The 25,094-nt window shown below is 73.4% G+C and carries 2 protein-coding genes; both read left to right on the top strand.

Going from position 1 to position 25,094, the window contains the following annotated elements; all coding sequences use genetic code 11:
- Nucleotides 1-138: 138 nt before the first annotated feature.
- A complete protein-coding gene (locus AB0M56_RS04065) occupies nt 139-1,479 on the top strand; it encodes a lysine N(6)-hydroxylase/L-ornithine N(5)-oxygenase family protein (protein ID WP_364170868.1) in 1,341 nt (446 codons plus the stop codon).
- A 53-nt stretch (nt 1,480-1,532) separates the two neighbouring features.
- Entirely contained in the window at nt 1,533-25,094 is a 23,562-nt protein-coding gene (locus tag AB0M56_RS04060; protein WP_364170866.1) for a non-ribosomal peptide synthase/polyketide synthase, read from the top strand.

Here is a 25,094-nt window from a genome sequence, read left to right as displayed (position 1 = left end):
CCCTTTCACGGTCGAGGGGACGAACATCACCCACAAGGTACTAGCTGAGCCTCTCCTAAGTTAGGTTAGGGTTGCTTGAGCTTTTCGAGTGGAGCTGAGCCGAACCGAGATGCGGCAGTGCCGCGCTAGGGGACTTTCATGTCACGAGCAGTGGTCGATGGCCGGGTGCCGGTGTATGACGTGGTCGGGGTGGGGTTCGGACCATCGAACCTCGCCCTCGCGATCGCGCTGACCGAGTACAACGCCGCGCCCGGGTCCGGTGACACGGTCACCGCGCACTTCCTCGAGCGCCAGCCGCGCTTCGGCTGGCACCGCGGGATGTTGATCGACACCGCCACGATGCAGGTCTCGTTCCTCAAGGACCTCGCGACCATGCGCAACCCGACGAGCGGGTTCAGCTTCCTGAACTACCTGCACGCCAAGGGCCGGTTGATCGACTTCATCAACCACAAGAACCTGTTCCCGCTGCGGATCGAGTTCCACGACTACTTCGAGTGGGCGGCCGCCAAGGTCGACGACGTCGTGTCCTACGGCACCGAGGTGCTCTCGGTCGAGCCGGTCCGCGACGGCGACGAGGTGGTCTTCTTCGACGTCCGCGCGAAATCCGGCGACGAGATCGTGGAGCTGCGCGCCCGCAACCTCGTGCTGGGCACGGGATTGCGGCCCAACCTGCCCGAGGGCGTCACCGGCGGTGAGCGGATCTGGCACAACAGCCAGCTGCTGCCGCGCGTCGAACGGTTGCGCGGCAGCGAACCGAAGCGGTTCGTGGTGGTCGGCGCGGGCCAGAGCGCGGCCGAGGTCGCGGCCCTGCTGCACGACGAGTTCCCTCGCGCCGAGGTGTGCGCGGTCTTCGCGCGCTACGGCTACAGCCCGGCCGACGACAGCTCGTTCGCCAACCGGATCTTCGACCCGGAGGCGGTCGACCACTTCTACGGCGCCAGTGAGCCCGTGAAGGACCGGCTCATGCGCTACCACGGTGCCACCAACTACTCCGCGGTCGACCTCGACCTGATCGACGAGCTCTACCGCCGCGTGTACCAGGAGAAGGTGCTCGGCGTGGAGCGGCTGCGGCTGTTCAACGTCTCACGGCCCGTGGACGTGACCGACCACGGCACGCACGTGCGCGCGACCGTCGAATCGCTGACCACCGGTGAACGCGCGGTGCTCGACGCCGACGCGGTCGTCTACGCCACCGGGTACCTGCCCGCGGACCCGACGCCGCTGCTCGGAGAGCTCGCCGCGGGCTGCCGGCGCGACGCGGAAGGCCGGCTGCGCGTGGAGCGCGACTACCGCATCACCACCGACGCCGCCGTGCGCGGCGGGCTCTACCTGCAGGGCGGCACCGAGCACACGCACGGCATCACGTCGTCGCTGCTGTCCAACACCGCGGTGCGCGTCGGTGAGATCCTGCGGTCCATTGTGGATCGCCGGGCCGCCGTGGCGCACCTGGCCGAGTACGCGGTGAGCGGCACGCGCTGACGGCGCGGCGCCCAGAGTCAGTCCAGCTTCAGTCCAACGGTGGAGGCTCCCAGATGACCGGCGTCGTGCCCGGTTCCCCCTTGACCGCGGCGCAGGCCGGGGTCTTCTTCGCGCAGTCGCTCGCCCCGGCGGACCCGGCGTACCGCATCGGCTGGTACGCCGACGTGCGCGGCCGCGTCGATCCGGCACGGGTCGCGGACGCGGTGCGCCGGGCGGTCGGCGAAGCCGAGGGGCTGCACGTGAGGGCCGAGGCCGACGAGACCGGCGTGCCGCGGCAGTACCCGGCGCCGTGGGCGGCCGCGGTGCCCGTGGTGGACCTGTCCGGCGAGCCCGACCCCGAAGCGGCGGCGCACGCGTGGGCGCGGGCGGCGCTGGCCGAGCCGGTCGACCTCGCGCGCGGGCCGTTGACCGCGCACGCGGTGCTGGTGCTGGGACCGGATCGCGTGTGGTGGGCGCAGACGTTCCACCACCTGGTGACCGACGCGTACGGCCAGGCGGTGCTCACCCGCCGGGCCGCGGAGCTCTACGACGGCGCCGAGTCCACTGTGGACTGGTCGGTGGCGCCGCTCGTGGCCGCCGATGGCGAGTACCGGGAATCGGCCGCCTACGAAGCGGATCGCACGTACTGGCGCGAAAAGCTCGCCGGTCGGCCCGACTCGGTGCGGCTGGCCGGCGGCGACGGTGAGGTGGTCCGGCGGTCGGTCACGCTGGCGGCCGCCCGCGCCGACGCGCTGCGGAAGTTCGCCGGCAACCACGGCACCCGCCTGTCGCGCGTGGCACTCGCGGCGCTGGCGGCCTACGCGCACCGGGTGACGGGCGCCGAGGACCTCGTGCTCGGCCTGCCCGTCGCGGCGCGTGCCGACGTCGCGCTGCGCGACCGGCCCGGAATGCTGTCGAACCTCTTGCCACTGCGGGTTTCCGCGCGGCCCTCGACGACGCCAGCGGAGCTGGTCGCCGCGGTCGCCCGCGAGGTCGCCGACCTGCTCGACCACGGCCGCTACCGTGGTGAGGACCTCGCGCGCGAGGCGAACCTGACCGGCGGGATGCACGAGCTCACCGGGCTGAGCCTCAACTTCCTGCCAGAGGTCTCGGTCGCGTTCGGCGAAGCCGCGGCGACGGTGCACAGCGTCGCGCTCGGCCCCGTCACCGACCTCGCCGTGACCGCGCACGACGCCGGCGCGGGCGGCGCGCTGCGGCTCGAGTTCGCCGCGGCCGGCACGCCCGAAACCCTCGCCGAGCACGAACGCCGTTTCCTCGCCGTGCTCGACGCGATGGCCGCGCACGCGGACCGTCCGATCGCGGCGATCGACCTGCTCACCGAACGCGAACGGCAGCTGGTGCTGACCGACTTCGCGACCTCGCCCGCGGAGTCGCCGGAGCTGAACTGGCCCGAGGCCTTCGCCCGTGTCGTCGCGCGGCAGCCAGAGGCCGTCGCCGTGGTGTGCGAGGGCCGGCAGCTCACCTACGCCGAGCTCGACGCCGCCGCGAACCGCCTGGCGCGCCTGCTCGCCGCCCGCGGGGCGGGGGCCGAAGACGTGGTCGCCGTGGCGCTGCCGCGCTCGATCGACCTGGTCGTGGGCCTGCTGGGCGTGCTCAAGGCCGGTGCCGCGTATCTGCCGCTGGACCTGGACCTGCCCGAGGACCGCCTGGAGTACCTGCTGACGGACGCGGGCGCGCGGGTGGTCCTGTCGGTCGCCCGATCCGCGGGCCACCTGCCCGTGGTCGGCGACGTCGTGCTGCTGGACGACCCTGTCGTGCGCGCGGAGCTCACCGCTCTGGACGGCGGGCCCGTCGACCTTGGCGGCCTGCGGCTCGACCGCGCCGCGTACGTCATCTACACCTCCGGTTCCACCGGCAAGCCCAAGGGCGTGGTGCTCTCGCACGACGGCATCGGCAGCCTGATCGTCACGGCCACCGAGCGCATCGGGATCACTCCCGAGAGCCGGGTCGTGCAGTTCGCGTCGGCGGGGTTCGACGTGACGGTGTGGGATCTCGTGATGTCGCTGTGCGTGGGCGGGCGCGTGATCGTGGTGCCCTCGCACCGTCGCGTCGCGGGCGTCGAGCTCACCGGCTACATCGCCGACAACGCCGCCACGCACATGATCCTGCCGCCCTCGCTGGTGGCCGCGCTGCCGGCCGACTGCGAGCTGCCGAAGGGCGCTGTGCTCATCATCGGCACGGAAACCGTGCCGCCCGAGCTGATCGCGCGCTGGGCGAAGGACCTGCGCGTGGTCGCCGCATACGGGCTCACCGAAGCGACGGTGAACTCCACACTGTGGCTCGCGGAAGCGGACTGGACCGGGCCGATCCCGATCGGGCGCCCCGACCCCAACACCCGCTGCTACTTGCTGGACACCGCGCTCAACCCCGTGCCACCGGGCCTCGAGGGCGAGCTCTACGTGGGCGGCCGCGGCCTCGCGCGCGGGTACGTCGGGCGTGCCGGGCTCACCGCCGAGCGGTTCGTGGCCGACCCGTTCGCCGGCCCGGGCGAGCGCATGTACCGCACGGGCGACCGCGTGCGCTGGCGCGCCGACGGGAACCTCGACTTCCTGGGCCGCGCCGACCACCAGGTCAAGATCCGCGGCTTCCGTGTCGAACCCGGTGAGATCGAATCGGTGATCGCGGCGCACGACGGCGTCGCACGCGTGGCGGTGGTGCCGCGTGAGGTCAAGCCTGGTGATCGGCGGCTGGTCGCGTACGTGGTGCCGGAGCAGGCGCCGGGCGCCGACCGGGACGCGGCGCGGGAGGCTCCGCAGGTCGACCGCTGGAAGGACGTGCACGAGCTGCTCTACTCGGTCGCCGATCGCGACCAGTTCGACGAGGGGTTCACCGGCTGGAACTCCAGCTACGACGGGGAACCACTGCCACTGGGCGACATGCGCGCGTGGCGGGAATCCACTGTGGACTCGATCCGGGCGCTGCGGCCGCGTCGCGTACTGGAGCTCGGCGTGGGCAGCGGGCTGCTGCTGTCGAAGCTCGCGCCGGACACCGACGAGTACTGGGCGCTGGACCTGTCCGAAGAAGTGGTGCGGCTGCTGGAAAGCCGCGTCGCGGACCGGGCGGAGCTGACTGGAAAGGTACATCTGCGGGCGCGCCCGGCGCACGAGCTGGGCGATCTGCCACAGGGGCACTTCGACACCGTGGTGATCAACTCCGTCGTGCAGTACTTTCCGAGCGCGGACTACCTCGTCGACGTGTTGCGGCAGGTCACGGGGCTGCTCGCACCCGGTGGCTCGGTGTTCGTGGGCGACGTGCGGAACCTGAGCCTGCAGCGCGTACTGCGCGCAGGCATCGCGGCCGCGCAGGGGGACGCGACGCCGGCCGCGGTCGACGCGGGTGTCGCTCGCGAGGACGAGCTGGTGCTCGACCCGGGCTTCTTCGCCGCGCTGCCGCGGCGGATCAGTGCGTTCACCGAGGCCGACGTCCGGCTGAAGCGCGCGACGTACGAGAACGAGCTCAGCCGGTACCGCTACGACGTCGTGCTGCGGACGGAATCCGCAGGCCCGCGCGAGGTCCCGGCGGTGCCGTGGGCCGAGCTCGGCTCGTCCGGGGCGTTCTCGGCTCACCTCGGCGAGCGCCAGCCGGCCGCGCTGCGCGTGACGGGGATTCCGAACGAGCGGCTCATCCCGGACCTCACGGCGTTGCGGGCGCTCGACGGGGAGCCGGCGCCCGCCGGCGGTGCGGCGACGGACCCGGACGTGCTGGCCGAGCTGGCCGGCGCGGCCGGTTACCGCGCGGCGGCCACGTGGTCGGGGGAGACGGCGACGGCGTTCGACCTCGTGCTGTCGCGCGAGGAGCCGGTCGCGACGTACCTCGGTGCGACCGACGGTCCGCTCGCCAACGTGCCGGTGGCCTACCGCGATCCCGCGTCGCTGATGAAGGATCTGCGCACCCACGTCGAAGAGGCGTTGCCGCACTACCTGGTGCCCTCGGCGTTCGTGCCGCTGGACCGCCTGCCGATCATGACCAACGGCAAGCTCGACCGCGCCGCGCTGCCCCTGCCCGACTTCGGGGCGCTGGCGCAGGGACGCTCGCCTCGGACTCCGCGCGAGGTCGCGTTGTGCACGGTGATGGCCGACGTGCTCGGCGTGGCCACCGCCGGCGCGGACGACGACTTCTTCGCGCTCGGCGGCGACAGCATCTCGTCGATCCGGCTCGTGCTCGGCGCCGCCCGGCACGGCCTCGCCATCACGCCACGGCAGGTGTTCCAGCACCGCACGGCGGAGGCGCTCGCCGCGTGCGCCGGTGAAGTGACCACAGCCGACGATTCGGCCGAGCCGTTGCTGGAGCTGTCGGAAACGGACTCGGCCGCCCTCGGCCCGCACGCCGAGGTGCTGCCGGTGACCCCGTTGCAGCAAGGGTTCTTCTTCCACGCCGCATTCGAGGACGACGACGTCTACACCGTCCAGGAGGTCTTCGACCTCGCCGGACCGGTGGACCCGCCGACGCTGCGCCGCGCGGTGCAGAACCTCCTCGACCGCCATTCGTCGCTGCGGTCGGGTTTTCGCCAGCTCGACGACGGCCGCGTGGTCCAGGTCGTGGCCGCACACGCCGAGCTGCCGTGGCGGGAGGTCTCGCCCGAGGCCGCCGCCGACGCGCTGGCCGCCGACCGCGACCGCCGCTTCACCCTCGACCGGCCGCCACTGCTGCGCGCCACGCTCGTCGGGCGCGAGCGGCTCGCCCTGACGTTCCACCACATCGTCGCCGACGGCTGGTCGGTCGCCGTGATGGTGCGCGAGATCCTCGCCCGCTACGGCGCCACCGAAGCGCTTCGGCCCGAGCCCGCCTCGCGGACGGCGCACGTGCGCCGACTGGCCGCACGCGACCACGACGCGGCACAGCGGGCGTGGGGTGCAGCGCTCGCGGGCGTCGAGGAACCGACCCGCCTGGTGACCACGCCCGCCGGAGTGGCACCACGGCGTCCTTCGCGCGTGCACTTCGCCGTCGACGCGGCGACCACCGCCCGAGTGGGCGCGTTCGCGCGCGAGCACGGGCTCACGCTCGGCACCGTGCTGCACGGTGCGTGGGGTCTCCTGCTCGGCCGCCTGACCGGCCGCGGCGACCTGGTCTTCGGCAGCACCGTGTCGGGCCGCGACCCCGGCGTCGCGGGGATCGAGGACGCCGTCGGCCTGTACATCAACACCTTGCCCGTGCGGGTCCGCTGGACCGGGGGCGACACCGTCGCCGGGCTGCTGCGGCGGTTGCAGGACGAGCAGGCCGCGCTGCTGGACCACCAGCACCTCGGGCTCGCCGAGCTGCAACGGATCGCCGGCGTGGGCCAGGAAGAGCTCTTCGACACGCTCGTCGTGGTCGAGAACTACCCGCGCGAGAACGACGACGCGGGCGCGCTGCGCGTGACCGGCGTCGAGGTCGTGGACGCGGTGCACTACCCGGTAGCGCTCATCGCCACGCCGGGCGACACGCTGGAGTTCGGGCTGAAGTTCGACGCGGCGCGCCTGGACGCGCGGGCGGCCGAGCAGCTCGCGGAGCGGTTCGTGCGCGTGCTCGAAGCGTTCGCCACGGCCCCGGACGTGCCGGTGGCGCACGTGGACCTCGTCTCGGCCGCGGAGCTGGAACGGCTGGGCGAGCTGAACGCGACCGCCGTGTCAATGCCGGAGCAGACGCTGCTCACGGCGTTCGAGCGGCACGTGGCCGAGGCTCCGGACGTGACGGCCGTGCTGTTCGAGGACCAGCGACTGTCCTATGCGGACCTGGACACGCGCGCGGCCGCGCTGGCCCGGCGGTTGCGGGCCCGCGGTGCCGGGCCCGGGTCGGTGGTCGCCGTCGCGGTGCCGCGTTCGGCCGAGCTGATGGTGGCACTGCTGGGCGTGGTGAAGTCCGGCGCGGCCTACCTGCCGCTCGACCTGGACTACCCGGCCGAACGGCTCGAGTACATGCTCGCGTCCTCCGGAGCGACGCTGGTGGTCACCGAACCGGCGACGGCGGCGCAGGTTCCGGCCGGCCCGGAGCAGGTGCCCGTCGATGGTCCGGACGTCGCGGCCGAGCTCGGCCCGGTCACGGGGCCGGATAACGCCGCCTACCTGATCTACACGTCCGGTTCGACCGGCCGGCCCAAGGGCGTTGTGGTGACGCACCGCGCGATCGTCAACCGGCTGGCGTGGATGCAGCACGAGTATCGGCTGGGCGCCGACGACCGCGTGCTGCAGAAGACGCCGTCGAGCTTCGACGTGTCGGTGTGGGAGTTCTTCTGGGCGCTGCGGGAAGGCGCGGCTGTGGTGTTCGCCCGGCCCGACGGCCACCGCGACCCGGCGTACCTCGCCGAGGTGATCCGCACCCACGGTGTGACAACGCTCCACTTCGTGCCGTCGATGCTGGCCGCGTTCCTTTCCGTCGAGGAGGTCACCGACGATCGGCACTGGGCCGCGTCGCTGCGTCACGTGTTCACCAGCGGCGAGGCGCTGCCCGGCGAGGTCGCGGCACGCTGGCGGCGGCTGACGGGGGTGCCGCTGCACAACCTGTACGGCCCCACCGAGGCGGCCGTGGACGTGTCGTACTTCCCGTTCCGCGACGGTCCGGAAACGACTGTCCCCATCGGACGTCCGGTGTGGAACACGCGCCTGCTCGTGCTGGACACGTGCCTGCGCCCGGTGCCCGAGGGGGTGGCGGGGGAGCTGTACCTCGCGGGCGTGCAGCTCGCGCGGGGTTACCACGGGCAGCCCGCGCTGACGGCGGAACGGTTCGTGGCCGACCCGTTCGGCGAGCCCGGCGCGCGGATGTACCGCACCGGCGACTTGGCGCGGCGCCGCGCGGACGGCGAGCTCGAATACCTCGGCCGCACCGACCGGCAGGTGAAGATCCGCGGCAACCGCATCGAGCTGGGCGAGATCGAAGCCGTGCTCGCGGCGCAGCCGGGCGTTCAGGCGGCCACGGTCGTCGTGCGCGACAGCGCCCTGGTCGGTTACGCAGCCGGTGCCGTGGACGCCGACGCGCTCCGGGCCGCATTGACCGCGGCGTTGCCCGCGACGATGGTGCCCAACGTCCTCGTGGTGCTCGACGAACTCCCGCTGACCCCGAGCGGCAAGCTCGACTCCCGCGCCCTGCCCGCGCCGGCCGTCCCCGCGGCCGCGGCGACGGTGCAGCGCGGCGACGACCGCGAGTCCGCCCTGGCGGCGATCTTCGCCGACGTACTCGGGCTGGCCGAGGTCGGCGCGGACGGCGACTTCTTCCTGCTGGGCGGCGACAGCATCACGTCGATCAGCGTGTCGAGCCGGGCCCGCCGGGCCGGGTTCGACCTGAGCCCGAAGGACGTGTTCACCCACCGCACACCCGCCGCGCTGGCGGTGCTCGGCGGAACGCCCGTGGTGCAGCGGCCGGTGTCCGACCCGGACGGTGTCGGCGACGTGCCGCTGCTGCCTGAGGTCCACCGCCTGCGTGAACTGGGCGACGCCGGCGCCGAGTCGATCCAGCTGCGCCTGCCGGCCGACGCGGACACCGAAAGTCTCGCGGCCGCACTGCAGGCGGTGTTCGACCACCACGACGGGCTGCGGCTCAAGCGCAGCCGCGTCGCGTCCGTGCTGTGGTCGCTCGAGACGCGCCCGGCCGGCGCGGTCGATGCCGCCGAGGTGCTGCTCGCCGAGAACACCACTGCCGCGGACACCACGGCCGCGGACACCACGGCCGAGTTCGACCCGGACGCCGGGATCCTGCTGCAGGCCGTCCGGTCCGGCGACCGGCTCCTGCTCGCGGCCCATCCGCTGGTGGTCGACGCGCCGTCGTGGCGCACGATCGCCGCCGACCTCGCCACGGCGTGGACGGCGGTGCAGGCCGGGCGGGCGCCGGTGTTCGCCCCGGTGGAAACCTCGCTGCGCACCCACGCCCGCGCCGTCACCGAGCGGGCGCAGGCGCCGGAGCTGCTGGCAGACCTGGAACACTGGGCCGCGACGCTCGCACCGGGCGCCGCGACGGTCCCCGTCGCAGGGACGCCGATCGAACGCACCGTGCGGTTCCCACTCGACAAGAGCCGGGCCCTCGTCGAACAGCTGCCGGCGTCGGTGCGCGGCGACGTGACCGACGTGCTGCTCACGGCCCTCGCGCAGGCCGGCGGCGAGCTGATCGTCGACGTGCTCGACCGTCCTGAAGGTACACCCGCCGCGGTGGGCGCACTGCACACCGTGCGTCCGGTGCGGCTGACCGACCCGGACCTCAAACAGGTGAAGGACCTCGTCCGCGCGGCCCCCGACGCCGTCGGCTACGGGCTGCTGCGTTACCTCAACCCGCAGGCCGCGCCGTTGTTCGCCCAGCTCGCCCGCGCCGACGTGCTGCTGCGGTACGCGGGCCACGTGCCGTTCGGCGCGCGGGACTGGGACTTCGCGGCCGGCCCGGGCGCACCCGTCGGCGCGCACGCGCTGCGCATCGGCGCGGTCTGCGAGGACACGCCGGAAGGACCGGTGCTGGTGCTCACCTTCGCCGGTGCCACACCGGACTTCGTCGACCGCGTGGTCGTCGCACTGGCCGACCTCGCCGCGACGGACGTCGCCGCGGCCGGGCTGACCACGTCGGACCTCAGGCTGATCGAACTGGCACAGGACGAGATCGAGCACGTCGAACGGCTGAGCCCGCTGCCGCTGTCGGACATCTGGCCGCTTTCGCCGCTGCAGGAAGGGCTGTTCTTCCACTCCAGCTACGACCAGTCGCGCATCGACGTCTACACGATCCAGGAGGCCATCGACCTCGCCCGGCACCTCGATGCCGCCCGCATGCGTGCCGCGTGCGCGGCGCTGATGGACCGCACACCCAGCCTGCGCGCGGGCTTCACCAGTGACGGACTGCGCGGGCCGGTGCAGTTCGTCACCGCCGGTTTCCCGCCGCCGGTGACCGAAGTGGACCTGCGTGGGCTGTCCGAAGCGGACCGTGAGCGGCGGCTGGCCGAGCTGATGGAGCGCGACCGGACGACCCGGTTCGACCTCGGCACCCCGCCGCTGTTCCGGATCACGCTCGTGCGCCTCGGCGACGAACGCGACCGCGTGGTGCTCAACCGGCACCTGCTGCTGTGGGACGGCTGGTCCGCGTGGCTGTTCATCGAGCAGCTCTTCGCGCACTACGAAGGTGGCGAACAGCCGGCGAGCGGGTCCTACGTGGACTACCTGGAGTGGTTGTCCCGTCAGGACGTCGAGGACGCCACGGCGGCGTGGCGCTCGGCGCTGTCCGGGCTGGGCGAGCCGACGCTGATCGGCCCCGACACGCAGGGGCTGGAACCCGTCACGCCGGTCAACCTCGACGCGCACCTGACGCCCGAGCTGACCGACCGGCTGCGTGAAGAGGCCCGGCGCCACGGTCTCACGGTGAACTCGGTGCTCAACGCCGCGTGGGCGCTCGTGCTGTCCACGATGGTCGGCCGCCAGGACGTGGTGTTCGGCGCCGCCGTCGCCGGGCGGCCCGCCGCCGTGCCGGACATCGAGACCACGATCGGCTTGTTCCTCAACACCGTGCCGACGCGCGTGCGGCTCGTACCGGACGAGCCGGTGCTCGACCTGCTGCGCCGCATCCAGTCCGAGCGCATGGACCTCACGCCGTACGAGTTCATGAGCCTCGGCGTGCTGCAGCGCGAGGCCGGCCACCGCGTGCTGTTCGACACGCTGTTCGTGCTCCGCGGCGCGGACGGCGACGAGCGTTACGCCGGGCTGCGCCACCGCCACGGCATCACGAGCCTCGTGAACGTCGACGCCACGCACTACCCGTTGACGCTGGTCGTCACGCCGGGGCAGCCGATGCGCGTCACCCTGTCCTACCGCGACGACGTGATCGCGGCCGACGAGGCCGCCGTGCTGCTGAGCCGGTTCACGGCGCTCGTCGAGCAGCTCGTCGGCGACCTCACCGCACCCGTCGGCTCGCTGGAGACGGTGTCCGCCGAGCGCCGCGCGGAGCTGGCGGAGATCTGGTCGGCCACCGAGCACCCGATGGTGCGGGACACCATCGCCGACCTGCTCGCCGCCCAGGCCACCCACACACCGGATGCCACCGCCCTCGTGTTCGGCGAGCAGACGCTGACCTACGCGGAGCTCGACGAAGCCGTGAACCGTATGGCGCGGCTGCTGCTTTCCCGCGGCGCCGAGCCGGAACGCGTGATCGCGCTCGGCCTGCCGCGCTCGATCGACATGGTCGTGGCGCTGTTCGCCGTACTGCGAACCGGAGCCGCGTACCTGCCGCTCGAGCTCGACTACCCGGCCGACCGCCTCGCGCTGATGCTCGACGACGCCGGCCCCCTTTGCCTGGTCACGACCACGGCCGTCGCGCAGGACCTGCCGGAGGACCTGCCGTGGGTACTGCTCGACAGCGAGGAGACGCGCGCGGAACTCGGCGCGCTGTCCGGCGGCGAACTGGTGGACGCCGAGCGCCCGCTGTTCGGCCGCGACCGCGCCGGCCGCATGGAGCACCCCGCGTACGTCATCTACACCTCCGGTTCCACGGGGAAGCCGAAGGGCGTCGTCACGCCCTACCGCGGCCTGACGAACATGCAGCTCAACCACCAGGAAGCGATCTTCGGGCCGGCCATCGCGTCGGCCGGCGGGCGGCGGCTGCGGATCGCGCACACCGTGTCGTTCGCGTTCGACATGTCGTGGGAAGAGCTGCTGTGGCTCGTGGAGGGCCACGAGGTGCACGTGTGCGACGAGGAGCTGCGCCGCGACGCCCGCGCGCTCGTGGCGTACTGCGACCGCCACCAGGTCGACGTGGTGAACGTGACGCCGACCTACGCGCACCTGCTCATCGAGGAGGGCCTGCTCGAGGAAGGTCCCCTCGACGAAGACACTGCGAGCCACCGGCCCGCGCTGGTGCTGCTCGGCGGCGAAGCCGTGTCCGAATCGGTCTGGAACCGCCTGCGCGACACCGAAGGCGTCTACGGCTACAACCTCTACGGCCCCACCGAGTACACGATCAACACCCTCGGCGGCGGCACGACCGACAGCGACACACCCACCGTCGGCAAGCCCATCTGGAACACCCGCGCATACATCGTGGACAACTGGCTGCGGCCGGTGCCCGACGGCGTGCCCGGCGAGCTCTACATCGCCGGCACCGGCCTGGCCCGCGGCTACCTCGGGCGGGCGGCCCTCACCGCGGAGCGGTTCGTCGCGGATCCGTTCGGCGGGCCCGGCGCGCGCATGTACCGCACGGGCGATCTCGTGCGCCGGCGGCCCGACGGGAACCTCGACTTCCTCGGCCGCACCGACGACCAGGTGAAGATCCGCGGCTACCGCGTCGAGCTGGGCGAGATCGAGACGGCGCTGGCGCGGCACCCACAGGTCGCGCAGGCGGCCGTGATCGCGCGGCCGGACCCGTCGGCGCCGGGGTTGCAACGGCTCGTCGGCTACGTCGTGCCGGCCGAGCTGAGCGGCGACGAGCGCGACGCGGCCGAGGCCGACCAGGTCGGCGAATGGCAGCAGATCTACTCCGACGAGTACACCGAGATCCCGACCGCGCTGTTCACCGAGGACTTCGCCGGCTGGGACTCCAGCTATGACGGCACGCCGATCCCGTTGGCGCACATGCGAGAGTGGCGCGCGGCCACCGTCGCGCGCATCGGGGAGCTGGCGCCGCGGCGGATCCTGGAGATCGGCGTCGGCACCGGCCTGCTGATGGGGCAGCTCGCGCCGCACACCGAGGAGTACTGGGGCACCGACCTCGCCGCGCCGGTGATCGGCAAGCTCACGCGAGAGCTGGAGCGGGACCCGCAGCTGGCCGCCAAAGTCACGCTGCGGGCGCAGCCGGCGCACGAGTTCGGCGACCTGCCGCGTGGCCACTTCGACACCGTCGTCATCAACTCCGTGATCCAGTACTTCCCGAGCGTCGACTACCTCACGCAGGTGCTGAGCACGGCGCTCGATCTGCTCGCGCCGGGCGGTTCGCTGTTCGTCGGCGACGTGCGGAACCTGCGGCTGGCGAGGTCGTTCCACACGGCCATCCAGCTCACACGCGCCGACGCGACGTCCGACGTCGCCCAGCTGCGCCGCGCGATCGAACGCGGTGTGGCGCTGGAGAAGGAACTCCTGCTCGACCCGGACTACTTCACGGCGCTCGCGCACACGCTGCCCGGCGTCGGCGCGCGCATTCGCGTGAAGCGGGCCGAACTGCACAACGAGCTGAGCCGCTACCGCTACGACGTCGTGCTCACCAAGGACACCACGGGCGAGGTGCCGGTGGCGCAGGCGCCGCGCGTGCTGTGGGACGAGGTCGGGTCGCTCACCGAGCTGGAGAACAGGCTGACCGGCGACCAGCTGCGCGTCAGCCGGATCCCGGACGCGCGGCTCGCCGCGGAGTTCGCCGCGATGCGGGCGCTCGACGCGGGCGCGCCGCTGCTCGACGTGCTGGATCGCTTCCACAGCAGCGGTGACGGCGTTGAACCCGAAGCGGTGCACCGCCTGGGTGAGCGCCTGGGCTATGCCGTGCACACGACGTGGTCGACCGGCGTCGACGGGGTGTTCGACGCCGTGTTCGCCCGCGCGGAAGCACCGGTCTCGGGCCTGTACGTGCCCGCGGCGACCGGCACGAACCTCCCGCGGTTCGCCAACCGCCCCACCGCCGCGCGCAGCAGCGCCGAGCTGGTGCAGGTGCTGCGCGACGAGCTGAAGCGGCAGCTGCCCGAGTACATGGTCCCGGCCGCGTTCGTGACGCTCGGCAGCCTGCCCCTGACCGACAACGGCAAGCTCAACGTCCGTGCCCTGCCCGATGCCGAACCCGCCGTGTCGCTGGCCGAGAGCCGGCCCGCGGCTTCGCGCGAGGAAGAGGTGCTCTGCGAGCTGTTCGCCGAGGTCCTCGGCCTCGAGCGCGTGGGTGTGGAGGACTCGTTCTTCGACCTCGGCGGGCACTCGCTGCTCGCCACCCGCCTGATCAGCCGCGCGCGGACCGAGCTCGGCGCCGAGCTGGCGATCAAGGACCTGTTCGAGGCACCGACCGTCGCGGAGCTGGCGGCCCGGGCCGGGAGTGGTGAACCCGCGCGGCCTTCGGTCGTGCGCGCGCAGCGGCCCGAGCGCGTGCCGCTTTCGGCGGCTCAGCGCCGGCTGCTGCTGCTCGAAGAGCTGGGCGAGGTCGGCGAGGCCTACGACTTCCCGCTGTTCTTCCGCGTGCGCGGGGACCTCGACATGGCGGCGCTGCGCGCCGCGCTCGGCGACGTTGTCGCCCGGCACGAGTCGCTGCGCACCGTCTTCGCCGACCACGAAGGCTCGCCGTACCAACGGGTTCTCCCCGCGGCGGAGCCGGAGCTCACGGTCGGGGACCGCGCGGAGGCCGACCTGCCCGAGCGGCTGCGCGAGCTGGCCCGGTACCGCTTCGACCTGCGTCGCGAGCCGCCGCTGCGCGCCGAAGTGCTGCGGCTGGGCGATCGTGACCACGTGGTGGCGATCGTGCTGCACCACGTCGCCACCGACGAGTGGTCCGACCGGCCGTTCCTCGCGGACCTGACCGCCGCGTACGAGGCGCGCGTGGCCGGCCGCTCGCCGGAGCTCGCGCCGCTTCCCGTGCAGTACGCGGACTACGCGCTCTGGCAGGAGGCACTGCTCGACCGGCTCGGTTCCGAGCAGCTGGAGTTCTGGACCACGGCGTTGCGCGGCCTGCCGGACGAGCTGGCGCTGCCGGCCGACCGGCCCCGGCCCGCGCGGCCGAGCGGTGCCGGCCGGACCGTGCGCGCCGGACTGCCGGCCGAGGTCGCCCGGGCGCTGCACGGCTTGGCGGCGTCGTCGGGCGCGAGCATGTTCATGGTGCTGCACGCGACCGTCGCGACGCTGCTGCACCGGCTCGGCGCGGGCGAGGACATCCCGCTGGGCGCGCCGATCGCGGGCCGCACCGACGCCGCGCTCGACGAGCTGGTCGGGTTCTTCGTCAACACGCTCGTGCTGCGCGCCGACCTGTCCGGCGAGCCGACGTTCGCCGAGCTGCTCGCCCGGCTGCGCGACGCGGACCTTTCCGCGTTCTCGCACCAGGACCTGCCCTTCGACCGGCTGGTCGAGCAGCTGAACCCGGACCGCGTGCCGGGGCGCAACCCGCTGTTCCAGGTCATGACGGGCTACCACTACCGGCCCGACGGCGATCCGGACGTGCTGGGGCTGCCCACCGAGTGGCTCGAGGTGCCCGGTGAGACCGCGATGTTCGACCTGAGCTTCACGATGGTCGACGGCGCCGGTGCCGACATCACGTTGCAGCTGGAGTACGCGACCGATCTGTTCGACGCGGGCACGGCGGAGCGGGTGCTGGCGCGGCTGGTCTCGCTGTTCGGCCAGGTCGCCACCGAACCCACCGCCACGATTGGCGAGTACGACCTGCTCGGCGACGACGAACGCGATCTCGTTGTGCGCCAGTGGAACGACACCACGCACGAGAGCGAACCGGCGACGGTGGCGGAGCTGGTCGAAGCCCAGGTGGCGGCGACGCCGGACGGCGTGGCCGTCGTGTTCGAGGGCACTTCCCTGACCTACGCCGAGGTGGACGCGTGGGCCAACCGGCTCGCGCACTGGCTGCGGGAGCAGGGCGCCGGAGCCGAATCGGTGGTCGCGGTCGCGCTCCCGCGCTCGGTCGAGCTGGTCGTGGCGCTGTACGCCGTGCACAAGGCGGGCGCCGCCTACCTGCCGCTCGACCCCGGCCAGCCGGCTGGGCGCGTGGAGTACCTGCTCGCCGACGCCGCTCCGGTGTGCGTCCTCGACGACCCGGCGCTCCTCGGGCGGCTGGCCGGCTACCCCGCCACGGCACCCACGCGAGTGGCGCGCCCGGCGAACCCCGCGTTCGTCCTCTACACGTCCGGCTCGACCGGCCGGCCGAAGGCCGTGGTGGTCCCGCACGAAGGCGTGGTGAACCGGCTGCGCTGGCTGCAGCACGCGTATCCGCTGGACGCGACGCACCGCATGCTGCACAAGACACCGATCACCTTCGACGTGTCGGTGAGCGAGATCTTCTGGCCGCTGACGGTCGGCGGCGTCGTGGTCGTCGCGCGCCCGGACGGGCACCGCGACCCGCGGTACCTCGCCGAGCTGATCCAGTCCGAGCGCGTGACGGCCGCCGACTTCGTGCCGTCGATGCTGCAGCTGTTCCTGGAAGAACCCGCCGCGGCCGGGTGCACGAGCCTCACACGGATCGTCGTCGGCGGCGAGGCGCTGGGACGCGACTTGGCCGCCCGGTTCCGCGAGGTGTTCGGCATCCCGCTGCACAACCTCTACGGCCCGACCGAGACGTCGATCGACGTGCTGGCCTGGACCGACGACGGCGGGCCGATCGCGATCGGGCGGCCGGGCTGGAACGTGCGCGCGTATGTGCTCGACGCGCGCCTGCAGCCGGTGCCGCCGGGCGTGATCGGCGAGCTGTACCTCGCGGGCGCGCAACTCGCCCGTGGTTACCTCGGGCGGCCCGGCCTGACGGCGGACCGCTTCGTCGCCGACCCGTTCGGCCCGCCGGGTTCGCGGATGTACCGCGCCGGCGACCTGGCCCGCCACCGCGCCGACGGCGTGCTGGAGTTCGCGGGCCGTGCCGACGATCAGGTGAAGGTGCGCGGCGTCCGGATCGAGCCCGGTGAGGTCGAGGCCGCGCTGGCCGGTGACCCGTCGGTGGCGCAGGTCCGGGTGGCCGCGCGCGACGGGCTGCTGGTCGCCTACGTCGTCCCGGCCGGTGCGCTGGACGCGGCCGGTTTGCGGGCGCGGGCGGCGGAAACGCTGCCGGCGCACCTGGTTCCGGCGGCGGTCGTCGAGCTGGCGGAGCTGCCGCTCACCCCGAACGGCAAGCTGAACCGCCGCGCGCTGCCGGCGCCGGAGTTCTCGGCCGGGTCCGGCCGGGCGCCCCGGACGGCGCGCGAGACCGAGCTGTGCGAGCTCTTCGCCGAGGTGCTCGGCGTGGCCGAGCCGGGTGTCGACGACGACTTCTTCGCTCTCGGCGGGCATTCACTGCTCGTGATGCGGCTGGTGAGCCGGATCCGCGGCGCCCTCGGCGTCGACGTCCCGCTGCGCACGGTGTTCGACGCGCCGACGGTCGCGCAGCTGGCCACCCGCCTCGACGGTCTGTCGGCCGGGCGGCCCGAACTGGTGGCGGCGACGCGGCCGGAGGTGCTCCCACTTTCGGCGGCGCAGCAACGGCTCTGGTTCCACTACCGCCTGGACGGCCCCACGTCGACGTACTCCGTGCCGCACACGTGGCGGCTGCGGGGCGCGCTGGACCTCGACGCGTTGCGCGCGGCGTTCGGCGACGTCGTCACCCGGCACGAGGTGCTGCGCACGGTCTTCGAAGAACACGACGGGGTCCCCGCGCAGCGGATCCTCGCCGGCGCGCCGCTGGACTTCGCCGTCAAGCGCGTGTCGGAGGTGGCCGCGCGGATCCGGTCCGAAGTGGACGTTCCGTTCCGGCTCGACGAGGCCCCGCCGGTGCGCGTGCGCGTGTTCACCGCGGCCGACGACGAGCACGTGCTGCTGGTGCTGCTGCACCACGTGGTCACCGACGAGTGGTCGGAAGGCCCGCTGCTCGCCGATCTCGCGACGGCCTACCGCGCGCGGCTCGACGGTGTCGCTCCCGAGTGGACACCGCTGCCGGTGCAGTACGCGGACTACGCGTTGTGGCACCAGGCCGTGCTCGACGGCGAGCACGAGAGCCAGAGCTCGTTCTGGCGCGACGCGCTCGCCGGGCTGCCGGAGGAGCTGGATCTGCCCGCCGACCGGCCGCGGCCGGCGGAGTCCAGCCACCGCGGCGGCACCGTGACGTTCGAGGTGCCGGCCGAGCTCACGGCGCGGCTGCGCGCACTGGCGATCGAGCACGACACCAGCATGTTCATGCTCGGCCAGGCCGCGGTCGCCGCGCTGCTGCACCGCCTGGGCGCCGGCACCGACATCCCGCTGGGCGCGCCGGTGTCCGGGCGCACGGACGAGCGGCTCACGGACCTGGTCGGGTTCTTCGTGAACTCGCTGGTCCTGCGCACGGATCTCGCGGGCGATCCCGCGTTCGGCGAGGTGCTGCGCCGGGTGCGGGTGTCGGACCTGGCCGCGTTTTCGCACCAGGACCTGCCGTTCGACCGCGTGGTCGAGGCGGCGGACCCGGAGCGTTCCCTGGCGCGGCACCCGCTGTTCCAGACCATGGTCGTGTACCTGCCGGAGGGCGCGGACCCGCCGCAGTTGCCGGGCCTGGAGGTCGTGCGCGAGGACGTGACGCAGGACGTCGCGAAGTTCGACCTGGAGTTCGGGTTCCTGGAGCAGCCGGGCGGCGCGATCGCCGGTGCGGTGGAGTACAACGCGGATCTGTTCGACCGCGCGACGGCGGAGTCGTTCGCGACGCGGCTGGTGCGGGTGCTGGAGCAGGTGGCCGCGGATCCCTCGGTGCCGGTCGGGTTGGTCGACGTGCTGTCGGACGGTGAATCGGCGCTGCTGGAGACGTGGAACGCCACCGATCACGACGTGGTCACGGCGACACTGCCGGAGCTGTTCGAGGCGCAGGTCGCTCGGACTCCGGATGCCGCCGCGGTGGTGTTCGAGGGCGCGTCGCTGTCGTACGCGAAGCTGAACGCGCGGGCCAACCAGCTCGCCCGGTGGCTGCGCGAGCAAGGCGCCGGGCCGGAATCCGTGGTCGCGGTGTCGCTGCCGCGGTCGCTGGACCTCGTGGTGTCGCTCTACGCGATCCACAAGGCGGGCGCGGCCTACTTGCCGCTCGACCCGGACTACCCGGCCGACCGGCTTGAGTTCATGCTCGCCGACACCGCTCCGGCCGTCGTGCTCGACGGCCCGGTCGACGCGTCCGGTCAAGACAGCACGAACCTGGAGCTGACGGTTGCGCCGGACGCGCCCGCGTACGTGATCTACACTTCGGGCTCGACTGGGCGGCCCAAGGGCGTCGTGGTCCCGCACGCCGGGATCGTGAACCGGTTGCAGTGGATGCAAGACGAGTACGCGCTGACCGCCGACGACCGCGTGCTGCAGAAGACGCCGTCGAGCTTCGACGTGTCGGTGTGGGAGTTCTTCTGGCCGCTCGTCACCGGTGCGACGCTGGTGGTCGCCAAACCCGAGGGGCACAAGGATCCCGGGTACCTCGCGGGACTGATCCGGCGTGAAGGCGTGACGACTGTCCACTTCGTCCCGTCGATGCTGGAGATGTTCCTCGGCGAACCGGGCGCCCGCGTGTGCCCGAGCCTGCGGCGCGTGCTGTGCAGCGGTGAGGCCCTGCCGGCCGAGGTCGTGGCGCGGTTCGACCTCGACGCCGAACTGCACAACCTCTATGGGCCCACGGAGGCGTCGGTCGACGTCACCGCGGCGCCCGCGCGGGTGGCGCCGTCGGGCCGCGTCCCGATCGGATGTCCGGTGTGGAACACCCGCACCCACGTCCTCGACGCGCGCCTGCGGCCCGTGCCGCCGGGCGTGGCGGGGGAGCTGTACTTGTCCGGCGTGCAGCTGGCGCGCGGTTACCACGCGCGCCCGGGCCTGACGGCGGAGCGGTTCGTCGCGAACCCGTTCGGCGCGCCCGGCGGGCGGATGTACCGGACCGGCGACCTCGCGCGCTGGACGGCGGACGGGGAGCTCGAGTTCCTGGGCCGGGCCGACGACCAGGTCAAGATCCGCGGCTTCCGCGTGGAGCTCGGCGAGATCGAGGCCGCTTTGGGCACGCACCCGGCCGTCGCCCAGGCGCGCGTGATCGTCCACGAAGGACGGCAGCTCGTCGCCTACGTCGTCGCGAGCGGGGCCACGGACGACCTGCTCGACAGCGCCGTTCTCGAGCACGTCGCGCAGACGCTGCCCGAGCACATGGTCCCGGCCGCAGTCGTGCCGCTGGCCGCGCTGCCGCTCACCCCGAGCGGCAAGCTCGACCGCCGGTCGCTGCCCGCACCGGAGTTCGAGGCCGGCGACGACGCTCCGGCCACGCCCCGCGAGGAAGTGCTCGCCGAGCTGGTGGCCGGCGTGCTCGGGCTGCCGCGCGTCGGCGTGCGCGACGACTTCTTCCGCCTGGGCGGCGACAGCATCGTGGCGATGCAGCTCGTGGCCCGCGCCCGGGCCGCCGGGCTGCTGCTCGGCGCGCGGGACGTGTTCCGCCACCGCACGGTCACCGGCCTCGCGGAGGTCGCGGGGGAGGTGCTGGCCACGCCGTCGTCGGACGACGGCCGGCCGCTGCTGGACCTGACCGAGGCGGAACGCACGGAGCTGCAGGCGAGCGCACCCGACGCGGCCGAGGTCTGGCCGCTCACACCGCTGCAGTCAGGGCTGCTGTTCCTGGCCACGGCCGACACCGAGGGCCCGGACGTCTACACGGTGCAGTTCGGGTTCGACCTCACCGGCCCGCTCGACCCGTCCCGGCTGCGGCAGGCGGCGCGGGACTTGCTGGGGCGGCACCCGAACCTGCGCACGAGCTACCGGTACCTGGTTTCCGGGCGTCCGGTCGCGCTCGTCGCGCGGTCGGCCGAGCCCGAGTGGCGGGAAGCGACCGACGACGCCCTCGACGCGGAGCTCGCGCACGAGCACCGCCGGTTCGACGTCAGCGCCGGGCCGCTGCTGCGGTTCCTGCTCGTGCGCTTCGCCGACGGGCGCCACCGGCTGGTGGTGTCGCACCAGCACCTGCTGCTCGACGGCTGGTCCGTGCCGCAGCTGCTGGCCGAGCTGTCCGCGCTGTATGCCGGCCGGGAGCTGCCACCCGCGCTGCCGTACCGCGGTTACCTGGGCTGGCTGCGTGACCAGGACGAGGCCACGGCCAAGGCGGCCTGGCGCGACTCGCTCGCGGGACTGGCCGAGCCCACTCGGCTCGCGCCCGTGGACCCGGATCGGGCGCCCGCGTTGCCGAAGCAGCGGACGTTGGAGCTGCCCCGCGAAGCGACAGCCGAGCTGACGAAGCTGGCGCGCGAGCGTGGGCTCACGGTGAACACGCTGGTCCAGACGGCGTGGGGCCTGCTGCTCGCGTCGCTCACCGGGCGCACCGACGTGGTGTTCGGCGCGACGGTCGCGGGCCGGCCGCCGGAGCTGCCCGGAGTGGAGCGGATGCTCGGCCTGTTCATCAACACCGTGCCGGTGCGCGTGCGCCACGACCCGGCCGAACCGCTGTCGGTGCTGCTGGAGCGCGTGCAGGAGGAGCAGGCCGCGCTCCTGCCGCACCAGCACGTGGGACTGGCCGACATCCAGCGGGAGGCGGGGTTGGGCGAGCTGTTCGACACGCTGGTGGTGTTCGAGAGCTACCCGGGCGCCGAGGAAGACCCTGACGACGGGCTGCGGGCGACGATCGTGGACCACCGCGACTCGACGCACTACCCGCTGACGTGGGCCGTCGAACCGGCCGAGCGGCTCCGGCTCACCGCCGAGTACCGCGCGGACCTGTTCACCGACGACGACGCGCAGCGCCTGCTCGCCGGCATGGAACTGCTGCTGGGTGCGATGATGTCCGAAGTGGACCGTCCGGCCGGGACGGTCGAGGTGCTGCCGGCCGAGCTGTCGCGACGGATCCTGCTCGACTGGAACGACAACGCACTAGCGGTGGAGCCATCGACCGTCGCCGGGCTGTTCGAGGCGCAGGTGCGGCGCTCGCCCGACGCCGACGCCGTCGCGGTCGTCGGCGGGGCGAAGTGGACCTATGCGGAGCTGAACGCGCGAGCCAACCGGCTCGCGCGGGCTCTGGTCGAGCGCGGCGCCGGGCCGGAGACGCTGGTGGCGCTGGCGTTGCCGAGGTCGGTCGACGTGCTGCTGGCGATCCTCGCCGTGCACAAGGCCGGCGCGGGCTACTTGCCGCTCGACGCGGAGTACCCGGCCGAACGGCTCGCCGCGATGCTGGCGGATGCCCGGCCCGGGCTGCTGGTCACCGTCACGGAGGTTCGCGGTGCCCTGCCTGAGTTCGACGAAACAGTGCTGCTGCCGGATCTCCTGGCGGCCGAGGTGTCCGACGCGTCCGAAGTGGACTTGACGGACGCCGACCGGCTGCGCCCGCTGCGGCCCGAGAACCCGGCGTACGTGATCTACACGTCGGGCTCGACGGGCACGCCGAAGGGCGTCGTGGTGCCGCACGCGGGGCTGGTGAACCTGTTCCACAGCCACCGGGCGATGCTGCACCGGCCGGCCGTGGCCCGCACCGGGCGGGCGCACCTGCGGGTGGGGCACGCGTGGTCGTTCTCGTTCGACGCGTCGTGGCAGCCGCAATTGTGGCTGCTCGACGGCCACGCCGTGCACGTGGTGCCCGACGAGGTGCGCCGCGACCCGGAGATGCTCGCCGACCTGATCCGGCGCGAGGGGCTCGACTTCATCGAGGTCACGCCGTCGCTGTTCACGCAGCTGGCCGACGCCGGGCTGGTCGAGGGCGACCGGTGCCCGCTGGCCGTGGTCGGCGTCGGCGGCGAGGCGGTGCCGGACGCGCTCTGGCGCCGGCTGGCCGAGCTGGACGGGACCGAGGCGGTCAACCTCTACGGGCCGACGGAGTCCACTGTGGACGCGCTGGTGGCGCGGATCGCGGAAAGCGACCGGCCGCTCGTGGGCCGGCCGGTGGCCAACACCCGCGCGTATGTGCTCGACGGTTCGCTGCGGCCCGTCCCGCCGGGCGTCACCGGCGAGCTGTACCTCGCCGGTGGCGGCCTGGCGCGGGGATACCTCGGCCGGTCGGCGCTGACGGCCGAACGGTTCGTCGCGGACCCGTACGGCGAAGCCGGCACGCGCATGTACCGCACGGGCGACCTCGCGCAGTGGACGCCCGACGGCCGGCTCGACTTCGGTGGCCGCGCCGACGACCAGGTGAAGATCCGCGGCTTCCGCGTGGAGCCCGCGGAGATCGAAGCGGCGCTCGACCGGCACCCGGCCGTGGCGCAGTCGGTGGTCATGGTGCGCGAGGCGCGCGTGAAGCAGCTGGTGGCGTACGTGGTGCCGGCGGCGCCGGTGGACGCCGCGGAGCTACGGCAGTACTCCGTCTCGACGTTGCCCGACCACCTGGTCCCGGCGGCCTTCGTGGTGCTTGAGCGGCTTCCGGTGCTGGCCAATGGGAAGCTCGACCGCGCGGCCCTGCCCGCGCCCGACTTCTCGGCCCAGGTCGGCGGCCGCGCGCCGTCGACCGAGCGGGAGCGCGAGCTGTGCGCGATGGTCGGCGAGGTGCTCGGCGTGCCGGGGCTCGGCGTCGACGACGACTTCTTCGCGCTGGGCGGCGACAGCATCGTGGCCATGCAGCTGGTGGCCCGCGTCCGCGCGGGTGGACTGCGGATCTCGCCGCGCGACATCTTCCGGCACCGGACGGTGGCGGGGCTCTCGGCGGTGGCCACCGAGGCCGGCGTCGTGAAGCCGGTGTCCGACGACGGCACCGGCACCGTCGGGCTGACGCCGATCATGCACGCGATGCGGGAACTGGGCGGGCCGATCGCCGGGTACCACCAGGCGGCGCTGCTGATCACGCCGGCCGAGGTCACGGGCGAAAGCCTTTCGGCCGTACTGCGGGCCGTGGTCGACCGGCACCCGATGCTGCGGGCGCGCCTCGACCGGGAGCCCGAGCGGTGGGCGTTGCGGGTCCCGGAGCCGGTGGACGTGGGCGGCTGGGTGTCGCGAGTGGACGTTCGCAGGCTCGCGGGTGCCGAGCTGGAGAGCGTGATCGCGGCGGAGGCCCTGGCCACGCGGGCGCGGCTCGACCCGGACGTCGGCGCGATGCTGCGGGCGACCTGGTTCGACGCCGGGCCGGAGCGGGGCCGGTTGCTGGTGCTGGTGCACCACCTCGTGATCGACGGGGTGTCCTGGCGGGTGCTGCTGCCCGACTTCGCGGTGGCGTGGGAGGCCGTGGCCGCCGGGCGTAAGCCCGAACTGCCGCCGGTGGACGTGTCGTTCCGGCAGTGGTCGGAGGAGCTCGCGGCGCGCGCGGTGGAGCCGGCTCGCGAGGCGGAGCTGGACCGGTGGCGCTCGGTGCTCGCCGGCGGAGATCCGTTGCCACTGCTGCGTCCGCGTGATCCGGAGGTGGACGTCGATTCGGGGTTGGCGGCTCTGTCGCTGACCTTGCCGGCGGCGGTGACGGGCCCGCTGCTGGGCCGCGTGCCGGCGGCGCTGCGAGCGACCGTAAACGACGTGCTGCTCACCGGCCTCGCGCTCGCGGTGGCCGACTGGCGCCGCCGCCACGGCGCGGGCGAGGGCACGGCGACGCTCGTCGACCTCGAGGGCCACGGCCGCGAGGACGAGCTCGCCGGCGGCGCGGACCTGTCGCGCACGGTCGGCTGGTTCACCAGCGTCGTGCCGGTCTGCCTCGACCTGGGCGAACTCGACCTCGCCGACGCCCTGGCAGGCGGCCCGGCGGCGCGCACGGCACTCGAGCGCGTGCGGGCGGAGCTGGACGCCGCACCCGTCGCGGGCACAGGCTTCGGGCTGCTGCGACACCTGAATCCCGTGACCGGGCCGGAGCTCGCCGCGCTGCCCGACCCGGAGATCGAGTTCAACTACATGGGCCGCTTCGGCCACGCCGACCAGGGCGACTGGGAGTACGCCCCCGAGGGCGACGCCGCCGACCTCGGCGCCGATCCCGGCAAGCGCGTCTCCCACGCGCTGACCGTCAACGCCCTGGCCGAAGACCGGCCCGACGGCCCCGCCCTGGCGGCCCACTGGTCGTGGCCCGAGGCCCTCGCACCCGAAGCGCGGGTACGCGACCTGGCCGAAACGTGGTTCCGCGCGCTGGGCGCCCTGGTGCGCCACGCCTCCGCTGATCGACCAGACTCGAAGTGA

It is taken from the genome of Amycolatopsis sp. NPDC051372, assembly GCF_040682095.1.
In the GTDB taxonomy this organism is placed as follows: Bacteria; Actinomycetota; Actinomycetes; order Mycobacteriales; family Pseudonocardiaceae; genus Amycolatopsis.
The sequence above is the reverse complement of the archived record's forward strand: the minus strand, read 5'-3'. Positions and strand labels throughout refer to the sequence as shown.

Coding starts and splice junctions, on each gene's coding strand:
- AB0M56_RS04065 (WP_364170868.1), top strand. CDS start 139: ATGTCACGAGCAGTGGTCGATGGCCGGGTGCCGGTGTATGACGTGGTC.
- AB0M56_RS04060 (WP_364170866.1), top strand. CDS start 1,533: ATGACCGGCGTCGTGCCCGGTTCCCCCTTGACCGCGGCGCAGGCCGGG.